We start from the raw sequence: 26318 nt of genomic DNA on the forward strand, positions 1-26318 counted from the left end.
ATGGCCGGGGCGCCGGGCATGGGCGGACGCGGCGGTCACGGCAACGGCGAGGAAGACGAAGAGCACGAGAACAAGTACATGGTGGGTGACGATCCGAACGAGCTGTTCGGTACCGACGAGCTGACGGCTCCGCCCGTCATCGGCGAATGAGGCCCGGGACCATGCCGGTGAACCGGCCGCTGACGATCACCACCCCGACGCTGCTCAACCTGTTGCAGCGCCGGGGTGCGGAGCCGCACAACACGCTGTCGCCCACCCCGACCTGGTACGACGAGACCGCCCAGCGGATCGTCGACCAGCAGGTCAACGCGGTGCTGACACACCACGGCCTGATGGGGCCGCGGGGCATGGACCGCGAGTTCGCCGCGATGATCGAGTCGATCGCGCGACCCGGTGTGGAGTTCTACGGCTGGTTCGAGGGCTCGTTCCCGGACGACGCGCCGCAGAACTTCGCGGTGCTCGCGGGCAGCGGCCCCGGTGGCGGGTTCGTCCTCGCCCGGCACATCAAGGAAGACGTCGTGGTGATGCGGCCGCAGCGTCCGGACCAGCTGCTCCCGGCGTTCCTGGACCAGATCCCCCGGGTGCCGCCGGGTGGCAGCAGCCCGATCGTGGCGCCGAAGAGCGAGGTCTACGGCGGTGGCCGCCGCTCGTCCGGGGAGGACGTGTCGATCATGCGCGGCGGCGGCCGGACGGTGGCCGACCCTGGCAAGGAGATCAAGCGCATCCTCGAGGCGCCGCGGGTCGCGGCCGGCAGTCTGTACGCCGCCGCCCGCACCCGGGCCGGCACGCGCAAGCGGTGCGACCGCGCGCTGAACTTCATCGACACGGCCGAGGGCCGCTGGCTGATGGAGGAGCGCCCGGGCACCGGCGAGTCGTTGATCGTGCTGACTCCCGGCACCCCGCAAGCGATCGGTGAACGACTACACAACGCGATTCGATCTCTGGGCTGATCGGCCCGCCGGACCCCCCACTCGGACGAGTGGGGGGTCTTCTACTGTGCGTAGGCTCATCCACAGGTCGAGGCCTGCACTCGGCCGCGACACGCCGAAGATCGGCTTCCCGGCGACACGCCGAAGTTTTTTCACCAGAGTTCTCCACAGGTTACCCACAGGGTTTGACCTGCGGTTTTCCTGGCGGTCCCCGGAGTTGCCCCCAGTTTGTCCACAGGGTGCGGCGTGCCTGTGACTGGTTGACCCCGCTCCTCCACAGGCTGTCCACAGAGCGGTCCCCAAGCAGGTTTGCACTGGTCCGTCCGAGCGATCTACGGTGCCCGCCGGAGTAGTAGCACTGGGTGCCCGCGGGACACGGTTCTCGCGGGTGCGCCGGTCCCACACTCCGGCCGGGGATCCGGCATAATCGAACTGGTGTTCGCTGTCTGGGAGGTATCCGCGCGGTGGCGCTGACTGACGATCGTGGTCCGGCCTATCCGTCCGATCCCGGGCCCGAGGACCCTGGGCCGCGGTACGGCGAGTTCGACCGTCAGCCGCCGCAGGACATCCCGGCCGAGCAGTCCGTGCTCGGCGGCATGCTGCTGTCCAAGGACGCCATCGCCGACGTGGTCGAGGTGCTCTCGCCCAACGACTTCTACCTGCCCAAGCACCAGGCGGTCTACGACTGCGTCCTCGACCTCTACGCGCGCGGCGAGCCCGCCGACCCGATCACCGTGTCCGCCGAGCTGGAACGCCGTGGCGAACTGGCCCGCGTCGGCGGCGCGCCCTACCTGCACACCCTGATCGCGACCGTGCCGACCGCCGCCAACGCCGGCTACTACGCGCAGATCGTCGCGGAGAAGGCCGTGCTGCGCCGCCTGGTCGAGGCGGGCACGCGGATCGTGCAGTACGGCTACGGCGCGGCGAACGACGGCGGCGACATCGACGAGGTCGTGGACCGCGCGCAGGCCGCGATCTACGACGTCACCGAGCGGCGCACGAGCGAGGACTACGTGGCGCTGGAGGAACTGCTCCAGCCGACCATGGACGAGATCGACGCGATCGCCTCCCGCGGCGGGGTGTCGCAGGGTGTGCCGACCGGCTTCGCCGACCTCGACGAGGTGACCAACGGCCTGCACCCCGGCCAGATGGTGATCGTCGCCGCGCGTCCCGGTGTCGGCAAGTCGACACTGGGCCTGGACTTCGCGCGGTCGTGCTCCATCAAGCACGGCATGACCAGCGTCATCTTCTCCCTGGAGATGAGCCGCATCGAGATCGTCATGCGCATGCTCTCCGCGGAGGCCCGGATCCGGCTCGCCGACATGCGCAGCGGCCGCATGTCCGACGACGACTGGACCCGGCTGGCGCGGCGGATGAGCGAGATCAGCGAGGCGCCGCTGTTCATCGACGACTCGCCGAACATGACGATGATGGAGATCCGCGCCAAGGCGCGGCGGCTCAAGCAGCGCAACGACCTCAAGCTCGTGGTCCTGGACTACATGCAGCTGATGACGTCGGGCAAGCGCGTCGAGTCGCGGCAGCAGGAGGTCTCGGAGTTCTCCCGTCAGCTCAAGCTGCTGGCCAAGGAGCTCGAGGTGCCGGTGATCGCGATCAGCCAGCTGAACCGCGGTCCGGAACAACGCACCGACAAGCGCCCGATGCTGTCCGACCTGCGTGAGTCCGGCTCGCTGGAGCAGGACGCCGACATGGTCATCCTGATCAACCGGCCGGACGCGTGGGAGCGGGACGACCCGCGCGCGGGCGAGGCCGACCTGATCCTGGCGAAGCACCGCGCCGGCCCGACCAGCACGATCGTCGTCGCGCACCAGCTGCACTACAGCCGGTTCGCCGACCTGGCCCAGAGTTGACCGGCCCGGAGTCGGCCAGCACCACGCTCCGGCGCTTCACCGCGCGCGACGGAGCCGAGCTGGCCTACCGGGAGACCGGTTCGGGGCGCCCGTTGGTGCTGATCCACGGCTACTTCTCCACGTCGCAGGTCAACTGGATCAGCTACGGCCACGCCGCGCACCTCGCCGGGCTCGGGTTCCGCGTGATCACCCCGGACCTGCGTGGCCACGGCGAAAGCGCGAAGCCGCACGACCCGGCCGCCTACCCGCCGGACGTGCTCGCCGACGACGCGTTCGACCTGGTCGAGCACCTCGGCCTGACCGACTACGACCTGGGCGGCTACTCGCTGGGCGGCCGGACGACCATCCGCATGCTGGTGCGCGGAGCCCGCCCGCGCCGGGCAGTCGTCGCCGGGATGGGCCTGCACGGCATCGAGCACACCAGCGGCGGCAACGCGCACTTCCGCAAGGTCCTCAACGGCCTGGGCACTTTCGAGCGCGGCACCGCGGAGTGGCGGGCGGAGGCGTTCTTCAAGCAGATCGGCGGCGACCGCGACGCGCTGCTGCACGTCCTCGACACCTCGGTCGACACGCCCCGCGCGGACCTGGCGCGCCTCGACACGCCGACGCTGGTCGTCGCCGGCACCGAGGACCCACACAACAAGACCGCGCCGGACCTCGCGGCAGCCCTGCCGCACGGGCGGTACGTGAGCGTGCCGGGCAACCACCTCAGCGCGGTCGCGCAACCCGAACTCGGCCACGCGATCGGCGAGTTCCTCACCTCATAGGCCGAGCAGCTCGGGCCGGGCCGCGAGCGCGCGCCAGTAGTCGCCGGGTTGCTCGACCAGTCGCCGCCAGGTCAGGTCGAGCAGTCCGGACACGCTCGTCACCTCGGCCACCAGGACGCCGCCCGGGTCGTGGAACTCCTGCGCCACCCGCGAGATCTTGCCGGGGCCCCAGGCGAAGTCCGTGGTCACCGTGATCGTCGCGCGGGCCCGCAGCTCGCGGCGGAACCGGATCGTGGTCTCCAGGTTGACCGGCCCGAGGTCCTTCTCCCGCAGCCGGTCCGGGTCGATCCCGGCCGCCCACAGGCACTCCCACCGGGCGTGGTCGGCGTAGGCGAGGTAGGCCGGGCCGCGGACGTGCCCGTTGAGGTCGAGGTCGTCAGTGCGCACCGCGATCGTCAGCCGGAAGCTCATGGCGACGATCCTGCGGCCAGGCGGACCCCGGCGTCTGGAACGTTTCGGCCAGCCGCCGGCCGCGCACCAGCTCGGCGGGCGAGGAGCCGGTGAGCCGTCGGGTCTCCCGGCCGAGGTGGGACTGGTCGGCGTAACCGTGCTCGGCGGCGGCCGCGGCCAGTGCGGTCGCCGGCGTCAACCCGGCCAGGAAGGCCTGCAACCGCAACACGCGCTGGAGTCGTTTCGGCGACATGCCGACCTCGTGGGTGAACCGGCGGCGCAGCACGCGCTCACTCGTCCCGGTGCTGGTCGCCAGTTCGGGCACCCGGGCCCCGGACAGCAGGGAGACCGCCGCGGACACCACCGGATCCGGCTCCGCCGCACGCCAGCCGACCAGGTCTTCCAGCAACGCAAGCGCTTGCGCCGGGGTGGCGCAGCCGGCGAACCGGTCCTCGCTGGCCTCCGGCCACAGCTCCCGCAGCGGCGTCGCGCCCGGGGGCAGGTCCGCGATCGAGGTCCCGAGCAGCGATCCGGCCACACCGCAGCGCAACCGCAGGCCGGCCGACCACGACGAGCGCAGCGGAACACGCAAGGCAGCGTCGCGCGTGACGACCGCCGAGAGCTCGCGCCCGTCCCACACAAGGTCGACGCACCCGTCCGGCAGCACGCGGATGTCCCGGACCCAGCCCGGCCTCCCCGCCCAAGCGGCGGCGACCACCGGCCGCAGGCCCGGGTGTGGTGCGCGAGAGCGGTACACGGAGGGACCCGCGCGGTGGTGCAGCGGAACGCTCACGGCCTCACCCTTCCGTCGCGGCGCGGATGCGGTCGGCGAGTTCGCGGGACCGCTTGACGAGTTCCGGCGGACCTTCGATGGTGTACGGCACGCCGACCATCGGCAAGGTCACCGCCAGCCACTCCCACGAGTCCACGGGTGTGACGAACCGGCAGCTGTGCTCGTCGAGCGCTTCCAGCGTGCCGGCTTCGGCCATCAGCCGCTCCGACACGACGGAGACCGGCGCGTCGAACCGGACGACCCCGCGATGCCTGCTGAGCGGGAAGTCCGCGCTGGACTGCACGAAGCTCACCGGGTCCGGCGGCAGCGGGCGCGGGGTGAACGTCGTCCCGGGCACGGTCACGTCGGTGATCCGGTCGATCCGGAAGGTCCGCCAGTCGCGGCGGTCGATGTCCCAGGCCAGCAGGTACCACCGCTTGCCCAGCAGCACCTGGCGGTACGGCTCGGCCCGGCGTTCGCTCCGTTCCCCGGCGCGCGTCGTGTACCCGAACCGCACGTCCTGGTGGGCGTGCGCGGCGGTGGCCAGCAGCTGGAGCACGCGCAGGTCGAGCAGGCCCACCGCCCGGGAGACCGCCTCGGTCGAAGCCAGCACCGCCGCGACCCGGTACCGCAACCGCGACGGCAGCACCTGCTCCAGCTTCCGCAGCGCACCGTCGGCAGCGCCCGTGGCGCCGTCCACCTGCGCCAGCGCCGCGAACCGCAGCCCGACGACCGTGGCCACGGCCTCCTCGTCGGTGAGCAGCAGCGGGGGCATCGCGCGGCCGGCGGCGAGCTGGTAGCGGCCGCCGGGCCCGGACACCGACGACACCGGGAAGCCCAGCTCGCGCAGCCGTTCGACGTCCCGGCGCAGGGTGCGCGGCGAGACACCCAGCCGCTCGGTCAGATCAGCGCCACTCCAGGTGCGGCCGGTCTGCAGCAACGACAGCAGCTCCAGCATCCGCGCGCTCGGTCCGTGCACGGATCGATGGTCGCAGGAATCGCGGCCAGGATGTGGCCGCGATCGTTCCTAGCGTCGACGGCATGACTGAACTACGGGTCGTCGGCGCCCGCGAGCACAACCTCCGGGACCTCACCGTCGCGCTGCCGAAGGACGCGTTCACCGTGGTCACCGGGGTGTCCGGGTCGGGCAAGTCGTCGCTGGTCTTCGACACGATCGCGGCCGAGTCCCAGCGGCAGCTCAACGAAACGTTCACCACCTTCGTGCGCAACCGGCTGCCCCGCTACGGCCAGCCCGACGTGGACGCGATCGAGAACCTGCCCGCCGCGATCGTGGTGGACCAGAAACGCCTCGGTGGCGGGCCGCGTTCGACGGTCGGCACGGTCACCGACATCTATTCGCTGATGCGGTTGCTCTGGTCGCGCGCCGGCCGGCCGTTCGCCGGGTACTCGAACGCGTTCTCCTTCAACGACCCCCAGGGGATGTGCCCGCACTGCACCGGGCTGGGCACCGCGCGAACGATCGTCGTCGACGAACTCATCGACCGCCGCCGCTCGCTCAACGAAGGCGCGATCCGGTTCCCCACGTTCCAGCCCGGCGGTTGGATGTGGCGCACCTTCGCCGACTCCGGCCTGTTCGACCTGGACAAACCGCTCGCCGAGTACACGCCCGCGGAGTGGCACGCGTTCCTGCACGGCGTGCCGGACGCACCGTCCGCGAACTACGAAGGGCTGCTGCCGCGGTTCGAACGCATCTGGCTGCCGAAGGACGCCGACTCGCTGAAGGGCCGCATCCGCGAGGCCTTCGAGCGGGTCGTCATCCAGGAGACGTGCCCGAAGTGCCACGGCGCGCGGCTGTCGCCGGAGGCGCTGGCGTCCAAAGTGGACGGACGGTCGATCGCCGAGTGCGCCGCGATGGAGGCCGAGGATCTGCTGGCCTTCGCGCGGACGCTGACCGAACCGGAGCCGGTGGTCGCCGCGCTGGTCGCGCAGTTGCGGCGGCTCGTGTCGATCGGCCTCGGCTACCTCACGATGGACCGCCCGACCTCGACCCTGTCCGGCGGCGAGTCGCAGCGTGTGAAGATGGTGCGCCACCTGGGCAGCAGCCTCACCGGCATGCTCTACGTGTTCGACGAGCCGAGCGTCGGGCTGCACCCGGACGACGTGGCCCAGCTGGTCGCGCTGCTGAAGAGCCTGCGGGACAAGGGGAACACCGTCCTGGTGGTCGAGCACGACCCGGACGTGATCGCCGCGGCCGACCACGTCATCGACCTCGGGCCCGGCGCCGGGCAGGACGGTGGCCGGGTGGTCTACCAGGGCGGGGTCGCCGGGCTGGCGGACACGCCGACCGGCCACCACCTGCGGCACCGCCCGCGGATCAAGGAGAACCCGCGACGGGCTGAGCGGTTCCTGGAGATCCGCGGCGCCACGCGCCACAACCTGCGCGGGGTCGACGCGGACATCCCGCTGGGTGTGCTGACGGTCGTCACCGGCGTGGCCGGGTCCGGCAAGAGCACGCTGGTGCACGGGTTCGTCCCGGACGCGGTGTCGGTCGACCAGAGCCCGATCCGCGGATCGCGCCGATCGAGCCCGGCGACCTTCACCGGGATGCTCGACGGCATCCGGCAGCGGTTCGCCGCCGCGAACGGGGTCAGCGCCTCGCTGTTCAGCGCCAACTCGGAGGGGGCCTGCCCGCGCTGCAACGGCCTCGGCGTGATCTACACCGACCTGGCCTTCCTCGACCCGATGGTCACGACGTGCGAGGAATGCCAGGGACGCCGGTTCGTCGAGGACGTCCTGCGCCACACCTACCGCGGTCACACGATCAGCGAAGTGCTCGACCTGTCCGCGAGGGACGCGCGGAGCGTGTTCCCCGACGAGCCGGTGCTGGACCGGCTCGTCGACGTCGGCCTCGGGTACCTGTCGCTCGGGCAGCCCCTGAACACGCTGTCCGGCGGGGAACGCCAGCGCCTGAAGCTCGCCGTCGAACTTTCCCGTCCCGGCCGGACCTTCGTTTTCGACGAACCCACCACCGGGCTGCACCCCTCCGACGTCGCCGGCCTGGTCGAGCTGTTCGAGCGGCTGGTGGCGGGCGGCTCGACCGTCGTGGTCATCGAGCACAACCTCGACGTGATCGCCAGGGCGGACTGGGTGGTCGACCTGGGTCCCGGAGCGGGCAGGCACGGCGGGCGGGTGCTGTTCCAGGGACCACCCGCGGAGCTGGTCCGTCAGCCGGGGTCGAAGACCGGGCGGTACCTGGCCCGGCTGTCAGGGAACGACTAACCCGGCGCGGCGCAGCGCCTCTTCCACCCGCAGCCGCTCGATGTCGCGCTCCACGCCCTCGGGCAGCGAGTCCAGCCAGTGCTGCAGGCCGAGTGCCGTGCAGGCCTGGACCAGCAGTGCGTCGTACGCCTGGTGCGTCGCGCGGCGGCGCAGCATCGGCGCGTCCGGGGCGAGGTCTTCGAGGCAGCGGTGCACGCGGCGCAGGTCCGCCGCGAGGCGTTCGATGGGCAGGCCGGTCGGCGCGGGTGCCCGGCGGCGACGGAGGGCGGCGGCCACCGCGGGCGCCTTGCTCGCGAGCCAGAACAGCAACGGCGGCGTGGCACATACGACCAGGTAGATCGCCACGTTCACCGCCATGGCTCAGGATAGGCGCGCGCCGTCCGGGTAGGGCCACTCTGTACCGGTTCCGCGGCCGGGAATACTGCGCGCCCCCAGCGCGTCGGGTAGCGTAGTAGTTGAACTTTCAAACATGGAGGCTGCGATGAGTGCGACTCCCGTGCTCTACCTGAGCCATGGCGCGCCGCCGCTCGCCGATGACGCCCGGTGGACCCGTCAGCTGGCCGACTGGTCGGCGAACCTGCCCAAGCCCAAGGCGATCCTCGTCGTCTCGGCGCACTGGGAGGAGGCGCCGGTCACCGTCGGCGCGACCACGACGGTTCCGCTGGTCTACGACTTCTGGGGCTTCCCCGAGCACTACTACACCGTGAAATACCCGGCCCCCGGCGCGCCCGAGCTGGCCGCGAAGGTGCGGAAACTGCTGTCCGGCCCCGGCACCGAGGTGCACGAGGCCCCCGACCGCGGCCTCGACCACGGCGCCTACGTGCCGCTCGTCGAGATGTACCCGGACGCGGACGTGCCGGTGCTGCAGATGTCCATGCCGACGCTGGACCCGCACAAGCTGTTCGAGCTGGGCCGCAAGCTGAAGCCGCTGCGGGACGAAGGCGTGCTGATCATCGGCAGCGGGTTCTTCACGCACAACCTCTCCGCGATGGGCGTCGGCGTGGACGGCAACCCGCCTCAGTGGTCCACCGAGTTCGACCAGTGGGGCGCGGAAACGTTGCGCGCCAACGACATCGACGCGCTGCTCGACTTCCGCCACAAGGCGCCTGCCGCGACGCTCGCGCACCCGCGCATCGAGCACTTCGCGCCGTTGTTCGTCAGCCTCGGCGCCGGCTCCGAGGACGCCAGGCCGGAAACGGTCATCGACGGCTACTGGTACGGCCTCGCGAAACGGTCGGTGCAGATCGGTTGAGAAAAGGAAAACGGGCCCGGAAGCACCACCGGGCCCGTTTTCACTTCGTCAGGGCGTCAGCCCTTGATGTTGATCCCCTTGCCGCCGACCAGGTCGTTGACCTGCTGGAAGACGGCGGTCGGCTGGGAGTCCAGCTGCGCGATGGCCGGGAGGTCACCGGCGGGCAGGACACCCTCGACGCTCGCGGGCAGGTCCGCCAGGTCCGCACCCGGCAGCTCGACCGGCAGCGTGTTGACCTGCGGCAGCGCGGAGCGCTCCGAGCGGGCCGGCAGCGCCGGCAGCTTCGGCAGGGCGGTGGCGCCCATCTCCGGCATCGTGATCGGCAGCTCGATCTGCGGCTCCTTGCCGGCGACCGAGATGTCCGTCGCGTTGCTGACCGTCGTGCTGGTGACCGCGATCAGGCCCAGCGGGATGTCGTAGACCTGCGCGACGACGCCGACCGGCACCTGCTTGCTGATCCCGGACAGCGCCTTGGCCGGGCCGGACGTGGTGTCCGTGCCGCCCACGGTCCCGGTGGTGGTGTTGTCGGCCACCGCGTGCGCGACCCCGCCCACGGACAGGGCGTTGCCGAACACCTGCGCCACGGCCGCGGCCGGGACGTCGAAGATGTCGCCGGACAGCGCGCCGCCCTCGCCCGAGGTGGTGATGTCGCCACCCGAGTTGGCCTCGGTGTCGTTGACGCCGGTCGCGTGCGCGACACCGACCAGGCTCGCGGCGTTGCCGAACACCTGGGCCACCGGCAGCGCCTGCGCCGCGAGCACGTTGCCCGCGATCGAGCCACCCTCGCCGTTGGTCTCGGCGTCGCCACCCGCGGTCGAAACGACGTCGTTGGACGCGTCGCCCTTGACCACGCCGCCCCACACCGCGGCGTCACCGAAGACGGTGGCCACGGCGCCGACCGGCGCCTCGACGATGTTGCCCGCGACGGAGCCGCCCTCGCCGGTGGTGTTCAGGTCGCCGCCCGCGGTCGAGTCGGTCACGTTCTCCGACTCGCCGAAGCCGTTGCCGATCCACGCGGCGCCGAGGCCGTGCACCTGCGCCGGGAGCGAAACCGGCACCGCGGCGAGGTTGCCTGCCGCGAAGCCGCCCTTGCCCGTCGCCTTGCCGTCGCCACCCGCGGTCGAGGTGGTGTCGGTCGTGGCCGCGCCGGCGCCCTGGCCGATCCACGCGCCGCCGATGCCGAACACCTGGACCGGGGCCGACACCGGAACCTGGACCAGGTTCGCGGAGGCCGCGGCGTTGTCGTCCTGGGTGTTGCCGTCGCCACCGGAGGTCACGGTCTTGGTCTCGGAAGCCTCCCCGGCCCCCTGACCGATCCACGAGCCGCCGACGCCGAACACCTCGGCGGGCACGGCAACCGGGACCTGCACGGCGTTGCCGGAGCCGGCCGAGTCGTTGCCCAGCGTCCCGGTGTAGCCACCGGCCTTGACGTCCTTCGTCTCGGTCGCGCTGCCCGAGGCGTTGCCGATCCACGAGCCGCCGACACCGAAGACCTCGACGGTGCCCGCCGGCGGGGCCGAAACGCTGTTGCCGCCGAGGAAGCTGCCGTTGCCGGAGGTGAAGGTGTCCGAACCGGCCTGCGCCTCGGTCTCGTTGTCGCAGCCGTTGGCGTGCGCGTTGCCGATCCAGGTGCCGCCGACGCAGAACGCCTCGACGGGCAGGGCGACGGGCGCGTCGGCGATGTTGCCGGAACCGGCCGCGTTCTCACCGCTGGTGCTGGTGGTGCCGCCCGAGGTGGCCTCGCTGCCGAGGTCCACGCCACCGGACTGGCGGTCCGCGCCGCCACCGACGAGGGAGTTGCCGATCCAGGCCGCGGCGTTGCCCGCAACGGTCGCCGGCACCGCGGGCTGCGGCTGCGCGACGTTGCCCGCCAGGAACGAGTCGTCACCGTCGGTCTGGATGTAGCTCGGGCCACGCGGGCCGTCGGCGGTGTCGCCGGCCTCGGCCTCGGCGTCGTACGAGCCGGCCGGGACGTCGGCGTCGCCGCCCCAGGAGATGGCGTTGCCCGACACCTTGGCGGGCAGGGCCACCGGGACGCCCGCGACGTTGCCGGTGCCGGCGCCCTTCGAGCCGTGCGTCTCGATCGAGCCGCCGGACTCCGCCTCGCTGGAGCCTTCGAAGTCGGTCTCGGCGTGGCCGAGGAACCAGCCCAGCGCGTTGCCCGACACCTGCAGCGGGGTCGCGCCCTGCGGGGCGATGACGTTGCCGGACAGGCCGCCGTTGGTGCCGTCGGTGACGATGTCACCGGTGGTCGACGCCTCCTGGGTCGCGCTGCCCGAGGTGTGGCCGCTGCCGACCAGGCCGAGCGCGTTGCCCGAGATCTGGACGGGCAGGGCCCAGTCCAGCGCGACGACGTTGCCGGCGAGGCCGCCGTGCGAACCGTCGGTGTTGATGTCCGAGTTGTGCTCGTAGGTCTGCGTGGCGTCCGACTCGACGGACGCGTCACCCAGCACACCGAGCGCGTTGCCGCTGATCAGGATCGGCAGCGCGGCGTTCAGCGAGACCTTGTTGCCGTGGAACGGGTCGCCGTTGTCCTGAACGGACGGAGCGGCGTCCTGCGCGACCGTGGCGCGCTGGGCGCCCGGGTTCGTGGCCTGGCCCACGCGCTGCGCCGCACCGGTGGCGGCGTCGGTGGCCTTGGCGATCACGCCGTTGGCGGCACCCATCGCCGGGGCGGCGGGCTTGAGGGCGCCGGTCTTGGTGACCGGGGCAGCGGCCTTGTTGGCGGCGTCGGTGATCGGCTTGGTGCTGATCTCCTTGTGGACCTCAGGCAGGTTGACCTGCTTGCCCAGGGTGCCCAGGGCGTTGTCCTGGATGTCGACCGGCACGCTCAGGTTGACGTCCAGCGGACCGGCCGGACTGTCCGGGTTCACGTTCTCGTCGGCAGATGCGATGCCGGTACCCAGCATCAGCAAGCCACCCGTGACCAGCGCGGTTTGGATTCCGCGCTTTGCCCAGGTCTGCATCGAGGGTTTCTCCTTTTCTTCGGGTTCCCTTGCGGGGCTTGAGGGTCGGTGCGCTAACGGAGCACCGGGGTTCGCGGGCACGGGTGAGTGCGCCCGCGAGGGCTGAAAAGCGGGGTGCTCTGGTTGCGCGCGCGACACCGGCCCGAAGAAGGGGCACGGCGAACAGGGCGGCGCTTCGAGCTACCCCGCGCGGAAATCAGTCAGGAGTGACACCGGGCTGCTCGCCCGGCTGAACCGGCGTGTGCCGGGAAACGATGCGGACGGCACTGCGGTCGTCCACACCACGCACGGCCGGGCCGCCGGCGGGAACGCCGAACAGCAGGCCGTCGATGTGGCCACCGGTGACAGCGCCACCGGGGGCGAACGGAACACCCGCGGGCGCGAGCGGCCCGCGCAGCGGCGAGTACGGGAACTGGTCCCGGTGCTCGCCCTCGGAACGGTCGGCGGCGCGGTCGTGGTGACCGGCCTTGGCCGCCTGGCCGTGCGTGCTGTCCGGAAGCGCGTTGGCGACCGGACCCATCACGGCGTCGGCGACCGGAGCGGGCAGGACCTCGGCCGCGGGGAGCGCGGCAGGCTGTCCGTCGTCGCCGGAGCCGTCCAGGCCCGGCAGCTTGATCAGGCTTCCGCCAGCGGGGCGCAGGATGTTCCACACCTTGTCGCCGAAGTCCTTGACCGCGGGCGGTGGGGTCAGCGCCTGGCCGATGACCTGCGGCGCGTCCTGCGGCTTGCGGCTGATGTGCTCGGCCGTGCCGAGGGTGCGCTCGACCGGGCGCAGCACCGCGTCGCGCGTGAACGAGTGGACCGTCTGGCGCAGGTCCGCCGCGGCCTCCTCGCCGCGGGCGGGGTCCGCCGGACCGCCGGCCATGCCGTACTTCAGCACGGTCGCCGTGGCGTTGCCGACCAGGTCGGAGGCGCCCCAGGTGAGGTCGTCGGTCGCGGTGACCACGCGGTCGGTGACCGGGGTCGGCTCGTCACCGCTCGTGCGCGTGTCGGCGGGAGCGGGGGCGATCTGGGTGGCGGAGGCGGTGGCGTCGCCGAGCAGCCAGGCGGCCGCTGTGCCGAGTGCGGCACCGGCGATCACGAGCAGGGCGCGGACGAGCCAGCGCACGGCGGGTGCCGTACCCCGTCCCATGGCCGCGTTCGCCTGCAACACCGTTCTCCTGTCGAAAAAGTTGATCGCGGTTTCCCCGCCGGACCGTGTCCGAAACGTATTCGCATCGATGCGGTAACCGCTTGCGCTGTCGAGATAACCAAACCCCGGGCGACCCTCGCACCTTCGACACGACTTGATCGCACGATCGTGTGAAGAACACTGGGTGTGGTCGGGCCTTACGCGAGGTGACCGGGCCCCGGTGCGCCCAGGATGCCAGAGATCCTGGGCGCACCAAGGGAAATCAGCCCAGCGCGCCCTGCACGATGGACGGGATCGCGCCCGCCCAGGCAGAGCTGACGAGGCCGGCGGCACCGGCACCGGCGAGCGCGCCGGACTCGTTCCAGGCGTTGACGTAATCCGCACCCGTCGGGTGCGACGGCACCACGACCGGAGCGGTCAGCTCGTCGGCCGACGCCGTGCCGGCGAAGGCGAACGCGCCGAGGGCGATGGCGAAAGCGGCGGCGCCGCGGATCAGGGTCTTGCGCATGACGTGCACTCCTTTGTTTGTGGGTTCGTGGGTGAAAGCGCTATCCGAGGGCGCCCTGGACGATGGACGGGATCGCGCCCGCCCACGCCGAGCTGACGAGGCCGGCGGCACCGGCACCGGCGAGCGCGCCGGACTCGTTCCAGGCGTTGACGTAATCCGCACCCGTCGGGTGCGACGGCACGACCACCGGAGCGGTCAACCCGCTGTCGTCACGGACGCCGACGGCCCCGGCCGCCCCCTGCACGATCGACGGGATCGCGCCGGCCCACGCCGAGCTGACCAGCCCCGCGGCGCCCGCGCCGAAGCAGGCCCCGGACTGGTTCCACGCGTTGACGTAGTCGGCGCCGGTCGGGTGCGACGGCACCTGCGCGGGGCAGGTCACGCCGGACGGTTCCGAACCGGTCGCCGCCGACGCCGTTCCCCCGGCGGCGCCCATCGCGAGCAGGCCGGCCCCCACCAGCACCGCCGCCGCCGTCGTCTTGCGGAATTTGCTGAACATCGTCAGTGCACTCCTCTTCATTCGGCCGGAAGTTCCACGCACTCCCGTCGCAAATGACGTTAAACGTCGAATGGAAGAATTCACCAGATCGACTACCCGGAAGTGTGAAGAAAGCGTTTCCGGGCAGCACAAAAAGCCGCTCCACTGCTGGTCAGAGCGGCTGAAAATGGACACAACGGAGAACAGCTGGAAACGTCGCGGAGAATTCCGCCGGAAATCAGTCGGGGGAGACCTGCGGGCAGTCCGCCCGGATGAATTCAGGGAGAACGGGACGGAACCGGTCGGCCATTCCGGCGGGCACCGGCGGTGGCGCCGGACGTGGCGGGCACGCCCCGGCCGTGTCCGTCGGGTGCACCGGAGCCGTGCAGACGCCGTTCGCGGGCGGTGCCGGAGCCGCCGGTTCCGGCGCTTCCTCCCTCGGCTCCGACGGCCGCGGACCGTCCGGCATCGCGTCTGGTGCCGGTTCCGGGAGCCGGACCGGCGTGACGACGCGCTCGATCGCGGGCGGCGCGGGTGGCGTGATGCGCGCCGGGACCGGTCGCGGCTCCGGTTGCCGCGGCTTCGCCGTGGCTCGGCGTTCCGGCGCGGCCGGCGGCGGGACGCTCGCCCGGGTCGTGCTCGTGGTGCCGGTCGCGCGCGCCGGTTCCCGGAACACCGGCGCGGTGCCGGTCAGGTCGGCGACGATCCGGTCGGTCCGCAGCGGTGGCACGATCACCTCGGTCACCTGCCGCACGACCTCGTGCACCGGCTCGGTCGTCGTGCCGACGAGGTCGATCAACGGGGCCAGCGGATCCGGCCGCTCCTCGGCAGCCGACGCCGACGAGGCGAGGAGCCAGGACACCAGCGTGATCGCGAACGCCCCGGCGATGCCGAGCAGCACGCGCACCGGGGTGGTCCCGGCCGTGGTCCGTCGCGCCATGGAGAAGTTTCCACTCCCCTCATCGCGCTGGGTGCTCAACGCGATCACGCAGTGTCGATCTTGATCGAGATTGACATACCGCCGGAACCTGCGCTGGCCCGCTGCCGGCACTGCGCCTGATCGTGTGATGGCCGGCCCGGGCGCTGCTTGCGCGAGTTGCGCTGCCGTATTCGTCCGGCTCGATAGGGTGGATCCGTGAGTGAGCCGCAGCCCCCGAAGTACGGATTCCTCAGCGACGACTCGGTCGTCCCGCGTGGGCTCCGCGTCAGCGCCGCGTTCAGCTGGCGGTTCCTCGTGGTGGCCGCGGCCGCCTACCTCATCCTGCGGCTGCTCGCCTTCCTGTCGGTCGTGGTGATCCCGGTGGCGATCGCGCTGCTGCTCGCCGCGCTGCTCGCCCCGGCGGTGGCGCGGCTGGTGCAGATCCGGGTGCCCAGGGGGCTGGCGACGGCGATCGTGCTGATCGGCGGGCTCGCGGTGCTCGGCGGGCTGCTCGCGTTCGTGGTCATCAACGTCACCGACGGCCTGCCCGCGCTGACCAGCCAGGTCAACAGCAGCCTCGACCAGATCCGCGACTGGCTGATCAACGACCTGCACCTCAAGCAGGAGCAGATCCAGCAGTTCCTTGACAACTCGATCGCGTTCCTGCAGGACAACCAGGCCGCGTTCACCAACAGCGCGCTCACCACGGCGACCACCGTCGGCGAGATCCTCACCGGGTTCGTGCTGACGCTGTTCGTCCTGATCTTCTTCCTCGCCGGCGGCGACAAGATCTGGAGCTGGGTGACGCTGGGCATCCCGCAGCGGGTCCGGCGCCGGGTGGACGTCGCGGGCCGGCGCGGGTTCGCCTCGCTGGTCGCGTTCGTCCGTGCCACCGCCGCGGTCGCCGTGGTGGACGCGGTCGGCGTCGGGATCGGGCTGGCGATCCTCGGTGTCCCGCTCGCGATCCCGCTGTCCACGCTGGTGTTCCTCGGCGCGTTCATCCCGATCTTCGGCGCGGTGATCACCGGCGCGGTCGCCGTGCTCGTCGCGCTGGTCACCAAGGGTTTCGTCACCGCGCTGATCGTGCTGGCGATCCTGATCGCGGTCATGCAGCTGGAGAGCCACATCCTGCAGCCGCTGCTGCTCGGCCGGGCGGTCAAGCTGCACCCGCTGGCCGTGGTGCTCGGCATCGCCGCGGGTCTGGTCATCTACGGCATCCCGGGCGCGCTGCTCGCGGTGCCGCTGATGTCGATCGTCAACGCCGGCGTGCGCTCGCTGCTGCACGAGGTCGACCCGGACCCGGCCGAGGTCGACGTCCTGCACGACATCGAAGCCGTGCCCAACGCCGACCCCGCGGAGGCGGACAAGGAGCCCGGCGAACCGGACAAGTCGTGAGCCGCCGGTTCGGCCCGACGGCGCGCGAACCGGCGACCCCGCTGTGGTGGGGCACGATCGGCCTGCGCGTGCTGACTCTGCTGTTCGCGCTGGGTGCGGTGATCGTGCACAGCGACGGCTACCAGCGACCGTGGCTGGCCTGGACCGTGCTCGGCGCGATGGCCTTGTGGACGGTCGCGACCGCGCTGGTCTACGCGCGGGAGGCGCTGCGGTGGCGGTGGCGCTGGTTCGTCCTCGCCGACGTCCTGGTCACCTGCGCCCTGATGCTGACCTCGCCGTGGATCCTGACCGACGCGCAGAACGCGGCCGTGGCGCCGCTGATCACGACCGTGTGGGTGGCCGGGGCGCCGGTCGCCGCGGGCACGCGCTTCGGCGGGGTGGGCGGTGTCGCCGCCGGGCTGGTGATCGCGGCCGCGACGGGGATCGCGCGGCAGGGGTTCACCCTCGACGTGGCGCGCGACGGGGTGCTGCTGGTCGCGAGCGGGCTGCTGATCGGGATGAGCGCGACCACCGCCCGCAAGTCGGCGGCCGTGCTCGCCGAGGCGCTGCGCACCGAGGTCGCCAACGCCGAGCGGGAACGGCTGGCGCGGGACGTCCACGACAGCGTGCTGCAGGTGCTGGCGCGCGTCCGGCGGCGCGGCGCCGAGCTGGGCGGGGAGGCGGCCGAGCTCGCCGAACTGGCCGGTGAGCAGGAGATCGCGCTGCGGGCGCTGGTCACCACCGGGCCGAGGGGGCACAGCACCGGCGAGACCGACCTGCGGGCCGCGCTGCAACTGCTGGGGTCGTCGAAGGTGCAGGTCGCCGCCCCGGCGGGCGAGGTGAACCTGCCGTCGCGCACGACCGCGGAGCTGGTCGCCGTCGTCCGCGAGGCGCTGTCCAACGTCGACAAGCACGCCGGCCCGGCGGCCAAGGCGTGGGTGCTGCTGGAGGACGTCGGTGGCGAGGTCGTGGTGACCGTCCGGGACGACGGTCCGGGCATCCCCGAGGGACGGCTCGCGGATGCGGAGGGTGAGGGCCGGTTGGGCGTTGTTCGCTCGATGCGGGGACGCGTGGCCGAACTCGGTGGCACGATCTCCCTGGAGACCGCGCCAGGGCAGGGGACCGAATGGGAGATCCGGGTGCCGAGGAAATGATCAGCGTGATGGTCGTCGACGACCACCCGATCTGGCGGGACGGCGTGGCGCGCGACCTGACCGAGAACGGCTTCGACGTGCGGGCGACCGCGCCGGACGCCACCGCCGCGGTGCGCATCGCGACCGCGGTCCGGCCCGACGTGGTGCTGATGGACATGAACCTGGGCAGCACGTCCGGGGTCGACGCGACCCGCGAGATCACCACGTCGCTGCCGGACACCCGGGTGCTCGTGCTGTCGGCCAGCGGCGAGCACAGCGACGTGCTGGAGGCGGTCAAGGCCGGGGCGTCCGGGTACCTGGTGAAGTCGGCGTCGGTGCGGGAACTGGTCGAGGCCGTGCGCCGGACCGCGGAGGGCGACCCGGTCTTCACGCCCGGGCTGGCCGGCCTGGTGCTGGGCGAGTACCGGCGGATGGCGTACGCGCCGGCCGGCGGGGTGGCGCCGCCGCGGCTGACCGAACGGGAGACCGACGTCCTGCGGCTGGTCGCGAAGGGCCTCACGGCGCGGCAGATCGCCGAGCGGCTCGTGTTGTCGCACCGGACGGTGGAGAACCACGTGCAGTCGACGCTGCGGAAGCTGCAGCTGCACAACCGCGTGGAGCTCGCGCGGTACGCGATCGAGCACGGGCTGGACAAAGACTAGGGATTTTCCCGGATCTCGGTTCGGGGTCCGCGGCCGTAGCGTGGTGGCATGGGCGAGGAGACCGGGACCAAGCCGATGAGCCCGCGCGACCTGCGGGTGTCGGACGCGGAGCGCGAGCACGTCGTCGAGGTGCTGCAGAAGGCGATCGGCCGCGGCATGATCGACCTGGACGAGTTCACCGAGCGCACCGACACGGCGCTGGCGGCGCGGACGCGGGGTGAGCTGAACGCCGTGCTCGCGGACCTGCCCGGGCTGGTGCACCCCGACGTGTACCCGGCCGCGCCCGCCGCGTCGTACTCGTCCGACCAGCGGCTCGAGCTGAACGCGAAGTACTCGGCGCTGGTGCGCAACGGCCGCTGGCTGGTGCCGCCGGAGGTCGTGGTGCGCAACCGGTACGGCTCGACGAAGCTCGACTTCAGCGAGGCGCAGGTGAGCAGCCCGGTGGTGCGCGTCGAGCTGGACTGCAAGTGGGGTTCGGTCGAGGTGATCATCCCCGAGCACGCGGCGGTCGACCTGAACGCGATCACCGAGATCAAGTACGGCTCGCTGCAGGACAAGACCGGTTCGGACGGCCGGCCGGGCAACCCGCGGCTGGTGTTCGCCGGGCGGTTGCACGGGGGCTCGCTGGTGATCCGCCACCCGCGGCGGGGGATCTTCGGCCTGTAGCGGCGGGGTGGCGCCCGGGGGCGTTGGCACGGCGGGCGACGGGCAGCCGTAGCGCGCGACGGTCCTGCCGGGGAGGCTGGGCACCAGTGGCGCGGGGGTCGCCCTGGCGGGGTGATGGCACCCGGTAGGCGCCAGTGGTCGTGGCGTTCGCACCGCCTGCGCGCGGGCGTTCGCGCCGCAGGCGGGCAGCGGCTACGGCGGAGACCGTGGCGCCACCGCGCCGAAGGGGCGCCACCGGCCGCGGGGCGCGAGCTCTCGCGGTGCCACACGCCGCAAGCGCCTGCGCCTCCAACCCCGCGCGCGGCCAGCCCAGCGCAATCAGCCCCACCGGGCTAACCCCCGGACGGTCAGTCACCGAGGCTCACCCCGCACGGTCAGCCCCGCCCGGCCAGCGCCGCGTCGTCAGTTCCCCCGCGGTCAGCCCCACCGGGCTAACCCCCAGACGGTCAGTCACCGAGGCTCACCCCGCACGGCCAGGCTGCGCAGCCAGCCCCGCCCGGCCAGCGCCGCGTCGTCAGTTCCCCCGCGGTCAGCCCCTTGCGGCGGCGCGCGCCTCGGCCGGTGTCGTGGCCTTGAGCGCGGCCTGTGCAGCCGCTTCGCAGTCGGCCAGCGTGGCCGTGGCCAGGCCGGCTCCCACTGCGCGGATCGCGCTCGCGTTCATCGACAGGCTCGTCATGCCCAGGCCGGTGAGCACGCGGGCCAGCAGGGGATCCGCGGCCGCCTCACCGCACACGCCCGCCGGTTTGCCGCTCGCCTTCGCGGCTGCGCCGATCATCGCGATCAGCCGCAGCAGCGCGGGCTGCCACGGGTCGTTCAAGCCCGCCACCGCGCCCAGCTGCCGGTCCGCGGCGAAGGTGTACTGCGCCAGGTCGTTCGTGCCCACCGAGACGAAGTCGACCGCGGCCAGGATCTCCTCCGCCGCCAGCGCGGCCGACGGCACCTCGATCATCACCCCGGCCCGCGCGATCCCCGCCGCCCGCACGCGTTCCGCGAACCACGCCGCCTCCTCAGCCGTCGCCACCATCGGCGCCATCACCGACACCTCGGCGCCCGAATCCGCGGCCGCGCCCGCGATCGCTTCCAGTTGCCGGTCCAGCACGTCCGGCCGGTCGAACGCCACGCGCAGGCCCCGCACGCCGAGCGCCGGGTTCGGTTCCGCCGCGGGGGACAGGAACGCCAGCGGCTTGTCGGCGCCCGCGTCCAGCGTCCGCACGACCACCGGTTTCCCCGCGAACGGCGTCAGCACCGCGGCGTACGCGGCACGCTGCTCGCCGACCGGCGGCTCGGCCGGTGCGTCCAGGTAGCAGAACTCCGTGCGGAACAGGCCCACGCCCTCCGCGCCCGCATCCGCGGCGGCCCGCGCGTCGGCGGGTGAGCCGACGTTGCCGAGCACCTTGACGCGGTGGTCGTCCGCCGTCGCGCCGACGCCGTTCCACTCCGCCGCGCCCTCGCGTGCCGCGGCGACCACCGGGGCGTCCGCCGCGACGACCTCCACCACGCCGGTGTCGCCGTCCACCAGCAGCGCGTCCGCCTCCAGCGCGAGGACCCCGCGCACCGCCACCACCGCCGGGATGCCCAGCGAGCGGGCCAGGATCGCGGTGTGGCTGGTCGGCCCGCCCTCCTCGGTCACCAGCGCGAGCACCTGCGCCGGGTCGAGGCCCGCCGTGTCGGCAGGCGCCAGGTCCCGCGCGACGAGCACGCTCGGGCCGGCCAGGTCGGGCACGCCCGGCGGTGCGACACCCCGCAACTCCGCGATCACACGGTCCCGGATGTCCTCGATGTCGCGGACCCGCTCGGCCATGTACCCGCCGGCCGCTGCAAGCGCTTTCGCGAAGCCGTTCGCCGCCTCGTAGACCGCCCGCTCGGCGGGCCTGCCTTCCGCGGCCACCAACCGTTCCGCCTCGCTGATCAGCGCCGGGTCACCCGCCATCGCCGCGCTGGTCAGCAGGATCGTCGCGGCGTCGCCGGACGCCTGGCCCGCAAGCGCTTCCAGCCGCTCGGCGACCACGCGCGCGGCGGGGGCGATCCGCGCGGCCTCGGCCTGCGGATCGGACGGCGCGGGCCCGCTCTCGGGTGCGCCTGCGGGTTCGGGCACGGCGACGACCGGACCGCTCGCGCGACCCGGGCTCACCGGCACCCCGGACAGCCTCGTTTCCGACATGGTCTAGACCATACCCTCTCCGGATGCGTTCCCGACCAGCGTTCCACGAACCCGCGGCTTCCGCAGCCGTCGGACTGGAACGCACGCGACCAGAGCGCGGTGAGCCCGTCCGGGCACTCTTCCCTATGCAAACGTGAAGATTCTTGTAACTTCTGCGGCTGATGGTGCGACACTAGGGTGAGCGTCCGCGACGTCACCCGATCGGGGCAATCTCGACATCGGGCCGTCCCGCCAGGGTTCACGCGGGCTCTCACTTGGCGTCCGGCACCGGTTGCGCCACCGGAAGCCGGGCATCGGGTCGCTGGTACCGATCGCGTAGCCCCCCGAGCGATCGGTACCGGCGGCGCCCGATTACGTCGGAAATGCCGCGCTCACCTTCTAGAATGCCGGGATGGACAAGCCGACCCGACGGGGTCGCGAGCGCGCGGCGACCGATCAGGACATCCGCCGCACCGCGCGCAAGCTCCTCGTCGAGCGCGGACCGGAAGCCGTCACCCTGCGGGCCATCGCCCGCGAGCTCGGCATCACCGCACCCGCCCTCTACCGGTACTACGGCTCACGCGACGACCTCGTCGAGCACCTCCGCCTCGACGTCGTCGCCGACCTGGCCGCCGAACTCACCGAAGAACTCTCCGGGCTGCCCGACGACGGCGCGGTCCAGCTCTTCGCGATCTGCCGCGGCTTCCGCCGCTGGGCGCTCACCCACACCAAGGAGTTCACGCTCGTGTTCGCGTCGCCGACCGGCGAGGTCGGCTCGGCCGCGGGCAGCGTGGCGACCCTGAACCGGGCCAACGAGCCGTTCGGCCGGATCTTCCTCACCGCGGCCGGGCACCTGCTGGCCAACTTCCAGCTGGAGATCCCGCCGGCCGAAGCGGTGCCCGTCGAGCTGCACGACGACCTCACCGCGTTCCAGGACGACCTGCTGGCGGTGCTGCGCGAGTCCGGCGTCGACTTCCCGCCGGACAAGCTCGACCTGGGCACCACGTACGTGATGATCCAGTTCTGGGCGCGCCTCTACGGGCACGTGACGCTGGAGGTGTTCGGCAACTACCCGATCCCGATGTCCAAGCCGGACGCCGTGTTCGACGCGCTGCTGGCCGACCTCGCGCGCGAGATCGGCCTCGACACCCCCTAGAGGACCACGTTCACCAGGCGGCCCGGCACGACGATGACCTTGCGCGGCGTGCCGCCGTTCAACAGCGCCGCGATCTTCTCGTCGGCCAGCGCCGCCGCCTCGACGGCGTCCTTCGCCGCGTCGGCGGGCACCTGGATCCGCGCGCGGACCTTGCCGTTGACCTGGATCGGGTACTCCACCGTGTCCTCGACCAGGAACTTCTCGTCCGCGACCGGGAACGGGCCGTGCACCAGCGAGTCCTCGTGGCCCAGCCGGTGCCACAGCTCCTCGGCGATGTGCGGGCACAGCGGCGCCAGCATCAGCACCAGCGGCTCGACCAGCTCGCGCGGCGTCGCCTCGGCGGCGCCGTAGACCTTGGTGAGGTGGTTGTTGTACTCGATCAGCTTCGCGCCGGCGGTGTTGAACCGCAGGCCCGAGTAGTCGTCGCGGACCCCGGCGATGGTCTTGTGCAGGATCCGGCGGTCCTCGTCCGTCGCCTCCGCGCCGGACACGCGCAGCTCACCGGTCTGCTCGGAGACCACCAGCCGCCACACCCGCTGCAGGAACCGGTGGGCGCCGACGACGTCCTTGGTCGCCCACGGCCGGGAGTCGGCCAGCGGGCCCATCGACATCTCGTAGAACCGGAAGGTGTCGGCCCCGTAGTCCGCCGCCATCTGGTCGGGCGTGACCACGTTCTTCAGGCTCTTGCCCATCTTCCCGTACTCTTGCTTGACTTCCTTGCCCTGGTGGAAGAACTTGCCGTCCTTCTCCTCGACCTCCTCGGCCGGGACGTAGAAGCCGCGCTCGTCGGTGTAGGCGTAGGCCTGGATGTAGCCCTGGTTGAACAGCCGCCGGTACGGCTCCTCGGCGCTGACGTACCCCAGGTCGAACAGCACCTTCTGCCAGAACCGCGAGTACAGCAGGTGCAGCACCGCGTGCTCGACGCCGCCGACGTACAGGTCGACACCGCCCGGGTCGTTCACGCCGTGCTCGGCCGGGCGCGGGCCCATCCAGTACTGCTCGTTGCCCGCGTCGACGAACCGCTCGGCGTTGTCCGGGTCGATGTAGCGCAGCTGGTACCAGCAGGAACCGGCCCAGTTCGGCATCGTGTTGGTGTCGCGGCGGTAGGTCTTCTTGCCGTCGCCGAGGTCCAGCTCGACCTCGACCCAGTCGCTCGCGCGGGACAGCGGCGGCGACGGCTCGCTGTCGGCGTCCTCCGGGTCGAAGGTGCGCGGCGAGTAGTCGTCCACCTCGGGCAGCTCGACCGGCAGCATGTGCTCCGGGATCGCGTGCGCCTGGCCGTCCTCGTCGTACACGATGGGGAACGGCTCGCCCCAGTACCGCTGCCGCGAGAACAGCCAGTCGCGCAGCTTGTACTGCACCGTGCCGGCGCCGTGGCCGTTCTCCTCCAGCCACTGGATGATCGTCTTCTTGGCGTCGTCGACGTTCATCCCGTCCAGGAAGCCACTGTTGATCGCGACCCCGTCGCCGGTGAACGCCTTGCCGTCGAAGCCCTCGCTCGGCTGGACCGTGCGGACGATCTCCAGGCCGAACTTCTCCGCGAAGTCCCAGTCGCGCTGGTCCTGCGCGGGCACCGCCATGATCGCGCCGGTGCCGTAGCCCATCAGCACGTAGTCGGCGATGAAGACCGGGATCTCCTTGCCGTTGACCGGGTTCACCGCGTACGAGCCGACGAAGACGCCCGTCTTGTCCTTGCTCTCCTGGCGGTCCAGTTCGGACTTCCGGGACGCGGCGCGGCGGTAGGCGGCGACGGCCTCGGCCGGGGTGGCGGCCCCGCCGGTCCACCGCTCGTCCACATCGGACGGCCACTGCGCGGTGGTCAGCTCGTCGACCAGCGGGTGCTCGGGCGCCAGCACCATGTAGGTGGCGCCGAACAGCGTGTCCGGACGGGTGGTGAAGACCTCGATCTTGTGCTCACCGGCGGCGAAGGTGACGCGCGCGCCGTGCGATCGGCCGATCCAGTTGCGCTGCATCGACTTGACCTTCTCCGGCCACTCCAGCCGGTCCAGGTCGTCGACCAAGCGGTCGGCGTAGGCGGTGATGCGCATCATCCACTGGCGAAGGTTGCGGCGGAACACCGGGAAGTTGCCGCGCTCGCTGCGGCCGTCCGGCGTGACCTCCTCGTTGGACAGCACCGTGCCCAGGCCGGGGCACCAGTTCACCGGCGCCTCGGAGATGTAGGCCAGCCGGTGCTCGTCCAGGATCTTCAGCTGCTCGGCGCGGGTCAGCTCGCACCAGCCGCGCCCGTCGGGCGTGCGGCGCTTGTCCTGCGCGTACTCGGCCTCCAGCTCGACGATGGGGCGGGCCTTGCCCAGCTTCTCGTCGTACCAGGAGTTGTAGATCTTCAGGAAGATCCACTGGGTCCACTTGTAGTACTCCGGATCGATCGTCGCGATCCGGCGGCGCTCGTCGTGGCCAAGCCCCAGCCTGCGGATCTGCCGCAGGTAGGTCTCCATGTTCTGCTCGGTCGTCGTGCGCGGGTGCTGCCCCGTCTGCACCGCGTACTGCTCGGCGGGCAGGCCGAACGCGTCGAAGCCCATGGTGTGCAGGACGTTGCGCCCGATCATCCGGTGGTAGCGGGCGTAGACGTCCGTCGCGATGAAGCCCAGCGGGTGCCCGACGTGCAGACCGGCCCCCGACGGGTAGGGGAACATGTCCTGCACGAAGAGCTTGTCCGAGGGAACGCTGGAGTCGGTCGCCAGCGAGCCGGCCGGGTTCGGTGCGTGGAAGGTGCCGTGATCGGCCCAGTAGTTCTGCCAGCGCAGCTCGACCCGACCGGCCAGCTCGGCGTTGTACCGGTGGCCGGGCGTTTCCTCGATTGCTTCACTCACCCAACCATGGTAAGCGGCCCGGCCTGCCCGGCTCTCAGCGCACCGCGAATGCGATGACCTGCGTGATCTGGCGGGTCGACAGGTTGTCGTCGCTGACCAGCAGCAGGGTCCGCTCGCCGCTCGGCAGGCGCGGTCCCCAGGTCATGCCCTCCAGGTTGTCGACCTTGGACAGCGGGTAGTCGGCCAGGTCGAGCAGCAGCTTCTTCCGCACCGGCCGCACCTTCGCGCCGTCCAGGGAAGCGGTGTGCAGGACGTTCGTCGCGCCGGTCGTGTCGATCTCGTAGATCCGCACCTTGTTGCCGACGCCGGACACGTAGGAGCGCTCCATCACGAGGTAGCGCGACGGGTCCAGCGGATCGGCGGCGAGGATCGACGAGACGCCGGTGTCGGTGGTGCCGCCGGGCGGGTTCGAGTCGGCGAAGACCGGTTCCTGCGGGTAGGCGTACTGCGCGAGGACCGGACCGGTGCGGGCCTGCACGGTGATCCGGGACAGCGCGCCCCGCTCGGGCGTCGCGACCGGGCCGTCCTGCAGCAGCGGGCCCTCCACCGAGCTGACGACGAGCGTGCCCGCGGCGGCGAAGGTGAGGCCTTCCAGCACGAGGTTGCGGCGCGGGCCGGAGTCCGGGCGCATCCGCTCGTTGTCCGGAATCGGCAGGGTGCGCACGTAGCCGCCGTCGCGCCGGGCCACCTGGACCGACGGGTCGATCAGCGCGGTGTCCGACCGGATGCCCTCCTGGCTCCAGTAGTAGGAGCCGGTCCACGGGTCGACCCGCATCTCCTCGGGGTCGACCGAGTCCTCCGGGTAGGTGCCGCCGTCCGGCTGCCGGAACAGCTGCGCGCTGGTGAAGGTGACCGGTCCGAGCCCCTTGGCGGACACCGGGACCTTCGCCGTGAAGAACCGGGCCGGCGCCTCGGAGGTGTCGTCGGCGATGAAGACGTACTCGCCGGTGCGCGGGTCGTAGTCGATGCTCGACAACTCCCCGATCGTGTAGTCGCCGACGGGCAGCGCGTGCGAGATAATTTGTTCCCCCAGGAAACGCACGGGCGCGGGAGCGGCCTGTGCGGCGGGAGCGACGGTCAAGAGCAGAGAGCCGGCGAGCACGCCGGCCGAGAGTCGCTTCAGCATGGCGTGCAG

At 71.9% G+C, this 26318-nt stretch carries 22 protein-coding genes; 10 read left to right on the forward strand and 12 right to left on the reverse strand.

Going from position 1 to position 26318, the window contains the following annotated elements; genetic code table 11:
* The first annotated feature begins 161 nt into the window (after window positions 1–161).
* The 3 genes from AMY39116_RS0302705 (at window position 162) to AMY39116_RS0302715 (ending at window position 3564) form a co-directional block, all read left to right on the forward strand.
* On the forward strand, window positions 162–950 hold the full coding sequence (locus AMY39116_RS0302705; protein WP_020416182.1) for an ESX secretion-associated protein EspG: 789 nt from the start codon (window positions 162–164) through the stop codon (window positions 948–950).
* Between the two features lie 443 nt (window positions 951–1393).
* Window positions 1394–2797 (forward strand): replicative DNA helicase, encoded by a 1404-nt coding sequence (dnaB, locus tag AMY39116_RS0302710; RefSeq protein WP_017985894.1) that lies wholly within the window; start codon window positions 1394–1396, stop codon window positions 2795–2797.
* Window positions 2794–3564 (forward strand): alpha/beta fold hydrolase, encoded by a 771-nt coding sequence (locus AMY39116_RS0302715; protein WP_020416183.1) that lies wholly within the window; start codon window positions 2794–2796, stop codon window positions 3562–3564. Before dnaB ends, AMY39116_RS0302715 begins: the two co-directional genes overlap by 4 nt.
* Here AMY39116_RS0302715 and AMY39116_RS0302720 read toward each other — a convergent pair.
* The 3 genes from AMY39116_RS0302720 to AMY39116_RS0302730 are packed head-to-tail and all read right to left on the reverse strand — an operon-like array spanning window position 3559 to window position 5705.
* Entirely contained in the window at window positions 3559–3975 is a 417-nt protein-coding gene (locus AMY39116_RS0302720) for a thioesterase family protein (RefSeq protein ID WP_020416184.1), read from the reverse strand. The genes AMY39116_RS0302715 and AMY39116_RS0302720 overlap by 6 nt on opposite strands.
* Entirely contained in the window at window positions 3941–4747 is an 807-nt protein-coding gene (locus AMY39116_RS47320) for an AraC family transcriptional regulator (protein ID WP_235716040.1), read from the reverse strand. Before AMY39116_RS47320 ends, AMY39116_RS0302720 begins: the two co-directional genes overlap by 35 nt.
* A 4-nt stretch (window positions 4748–4751) precedes the next feature.
* The gene (locus AMY39116_RS0302730) at window positions 4752–5705 is read right to left on the reverse strand and encodes a YafY family protein (RefSeq protein WP_235716041.1); all 954 of its coding nucleotides are present in this window, start codon (window positions 5703–5705) and stop codon (window positions 4752–4754) included.
* A gap of 62 nt (window positions 5706–5767) precedes the next feature.
* On the opposite strand from AMY39116_RS0302730, the gene AMY39116_RS0302735 reads away from it, so the two are divergent.
* Window positions 5768–7966, forward strand: coding sequence for an excinuclease ABC subunit UvrA (locus AMY39116_RS0302735; RefSeq protein ID WP_020416187.1), 2199 nt, complete (start codon window positions 5768–5770; stop codon window positions 7964–7966).
* On the opposite strand, the gene AMY39116_RS0302740 is transcribed toward AMY39116_RS0302735, so the two are convergent.
* A complete protein-coding gene (locus AMY39116_RS0302740; protein ID WP_020416188.1) occupies window positions 7952–8323 on the reverse strand; it encodes a hypothetical protein in 372 nt (123 codons plus the stop codon). The two genes, AMY39116_RS0302735 and AMY39116_RS0302740, sit on opposite strands and share 15 nt — an antisense overlap.
* A gap of 124 nt (window positions 8324–8447) precedes the next feature.
* On the opposite strand from AMY39116_RS0302740, the gene AMY39116_RS0302745 reads away from it, so the two are divergent.
* A complete protein-coding gene (locus AMY39116_RS0302745) occupies window positions 8448–9218 on the forward strand; it encodes a dioxygenase (RefSeq protein WP_027935570.1) in 771 nt (256 codons plus the stop codon).
* Window positions 9219–9274: 56 nt separating this feature from the next.
* Here AMY39116_RS0302745 and AMY39116_RS0302750 read toward each other — a convergent pair whose 3' ends face one another.
* The 5 genes from AMY39116_RS0302750 to AMY39116_RS0302770 form a co-directional block, all read right to left on the reverse strand.
* Entirely contained in the window at window positions 9275–12184 is a 2910-nt protein-coding gene (locus AMY39116_RS0302750) for a hypothetical protein (RefSeq protein ID WP_020416190.1), read from the reverse strand.
* Between the two features lie 196 nt (window positions 12185–12380).
* Window positions 12381–13292, reverse strand: coding sequence for a hypothetical protein (locus AMY39116_RS0302755; RefSeq protein WP_020416191.1), 912 nt, complete (start codon window positions 13290–13292; stop codon window positions 12381–12383).
* A gap of 286 nt (window positions 13293–13578) precedes the next feature.
* On the reverse strand, window positions 13579–13824 hold the full coding sequence (locus AMY39116_RS0302760) for a hypothetical protein (RefSeq protein WP_020416192.1): 246 nt from the start codon (window positions 13822–13824) through the stop codon (window positions 13579–13581).
* A 40-nt stretch (window positions 13825–13864) separates the two neighbouring features.
* Window positions 13865–14323: a hypothetical protein gene (locus AMY39116_RS0302765; protein WP_020416193.1), complete on the reverse strand. Its 459-nt coding sequence runs from the start codon at window positions 14321–14323 to the stop codon at window positions 13865–13867.
* Window positions 14324–14540: 217 nt separating this feature from the next.
* Window positions 14541–15242, reverse strand: a complete 702-nt coding sequence (locus AMY39116_RS0302770; RefSeq protein WP_020416194.1) for a hypothetical protein — start codon at window positions 15240–15242, stop codon at window positions 14541–14543.
* A gap of 195 nt (window positions 15243–15437) precedes the next feature.
* Between AMY39116_RS0302770 and AMY39116_RS0302775 the strand changes: the two genes are divergently transcribed.
* From AMY39116_RS0302775 to AMY39116_RS0302790, 4 genes are read left to right on the forward strand one after another with little or no spacing between them, the layout of a single operon-like run.
* The gene (locus AMY39116_RS0302775) at window positions 15438–16616 is read left to right on the forward strand and encodes an AI-2E family transporter (RefSeq protein ID WP_020416195.1); all 1179 of its coding nucleotides are present in this window, start codon (window positions 15438–15440) and stop codon (window positions 16614–16616) included.
* A complete protein-coding gene (gene macS, locus AMY39116_RS0302780; protein ID WP_020416196.1) occupies window positions 16613–17749 on the forward strand; it encodes a MacS family sensor histidine kinase in 1137 nt (378 codons plus the stop codon). The genes AMY39116_RS0302775 and macS overlap by 4 nt, the downstream gene beginning before the upstream one ends.
* Window positions 17746–18390: a response regulator transcription factor gene (locus AMY39116_RS0302785; RefSeq protein WP_020416197.1), complete on the forward strand. Its 645-nt coding sequence runs from the start codon at window positions 17746–17748 to the stop codon at window positions 18388–18390. Before macS ends, AMY39116_RS0302785 begins: the two co-directional genes overlap by 4 nt.
* A 48-nt stretch (window positions 18391–18438) precedes the next feature.
* Window positions 18439–19056: a DUF1707 domain-containing protein gene (locus AMY39116_RS0302790; protein ID WP_020416198.1), complete on the forward strand. Its 618-nt coding sequence runs from the start codon at window positions 18439–18441 to the stop codon at window positions 19054–19056.
* Window positions 19057–19585: 529 nt separating this feature from the next.
* Here AMY39116_RS0302790 and ptsP read toward each other — a convergent pair.
* Complete coding sequence (ptsP, locus tag AMY39116_RS0302795) at window positions 19586–21217, reverse strand: phosphoenolpyruvate--protein phosphotransferase (RefSeq protein ID WP_020416199.1); 1632 nt, start codon at window positions 21215–21217, stop codon at window positions 19586–19588.
* A 391-nt stretch (window positions 21218–21608) separates the two neighbouring features.
* On the opposite strand from ptsP, the gene AMY39116_RS0302800 reads away from it, so the two are divergent.
* Entirely contained in the window at window positions 21609–22352 is a 744-nt protein-coding gene (locus AMY39116_RS0302800; RefSeq protein WP_020416200.1) for a TetR/AcrR family transcriptional regulator, read from the forward strand.
* Here AMY39116_RS0302800 and leuS read toward each other — a convergent pair.
* Complete coding sequence (gene leuS, locus AMY39116_RS0302805; protein WP_020416201.1) at window positions 22349–25183, reverse strand: leucine--tRNA ligase; 2835 nt, start codon at window positions 25181–25183, stop codon at window positions 22349–22351. The two genes, AMY39116_RS0302800 and leuS, sit on opposite strands and share 4 nt — an antisense overlap.
* Before the next feature lie 34 nt (window positions 25184–25217).
* Entirely contained in the window at window positions 25218–26309 is a 1092-nt protein-coding gene (locus tag AMY39116_RS0302810) for an esterase-like activity of phytase family protein (protein WP_027935572.1), read from the reverse strand.
* Window positions 26310–26318 lie beyond the last annotated feature (9 nt).

The sequence above is a fragment of the Amycolatopsis sp. ATCC 39116 genome, from assembly GCF_000231075.2.
Classification (GTDB): domain Bacteria; phylum Actinomycetota; class Actinomycetes; order Mycobacteriales; family Pseudonocardiaceae; genus Amycolatopsis_E; species Amycolatopsis_E tucumanensis.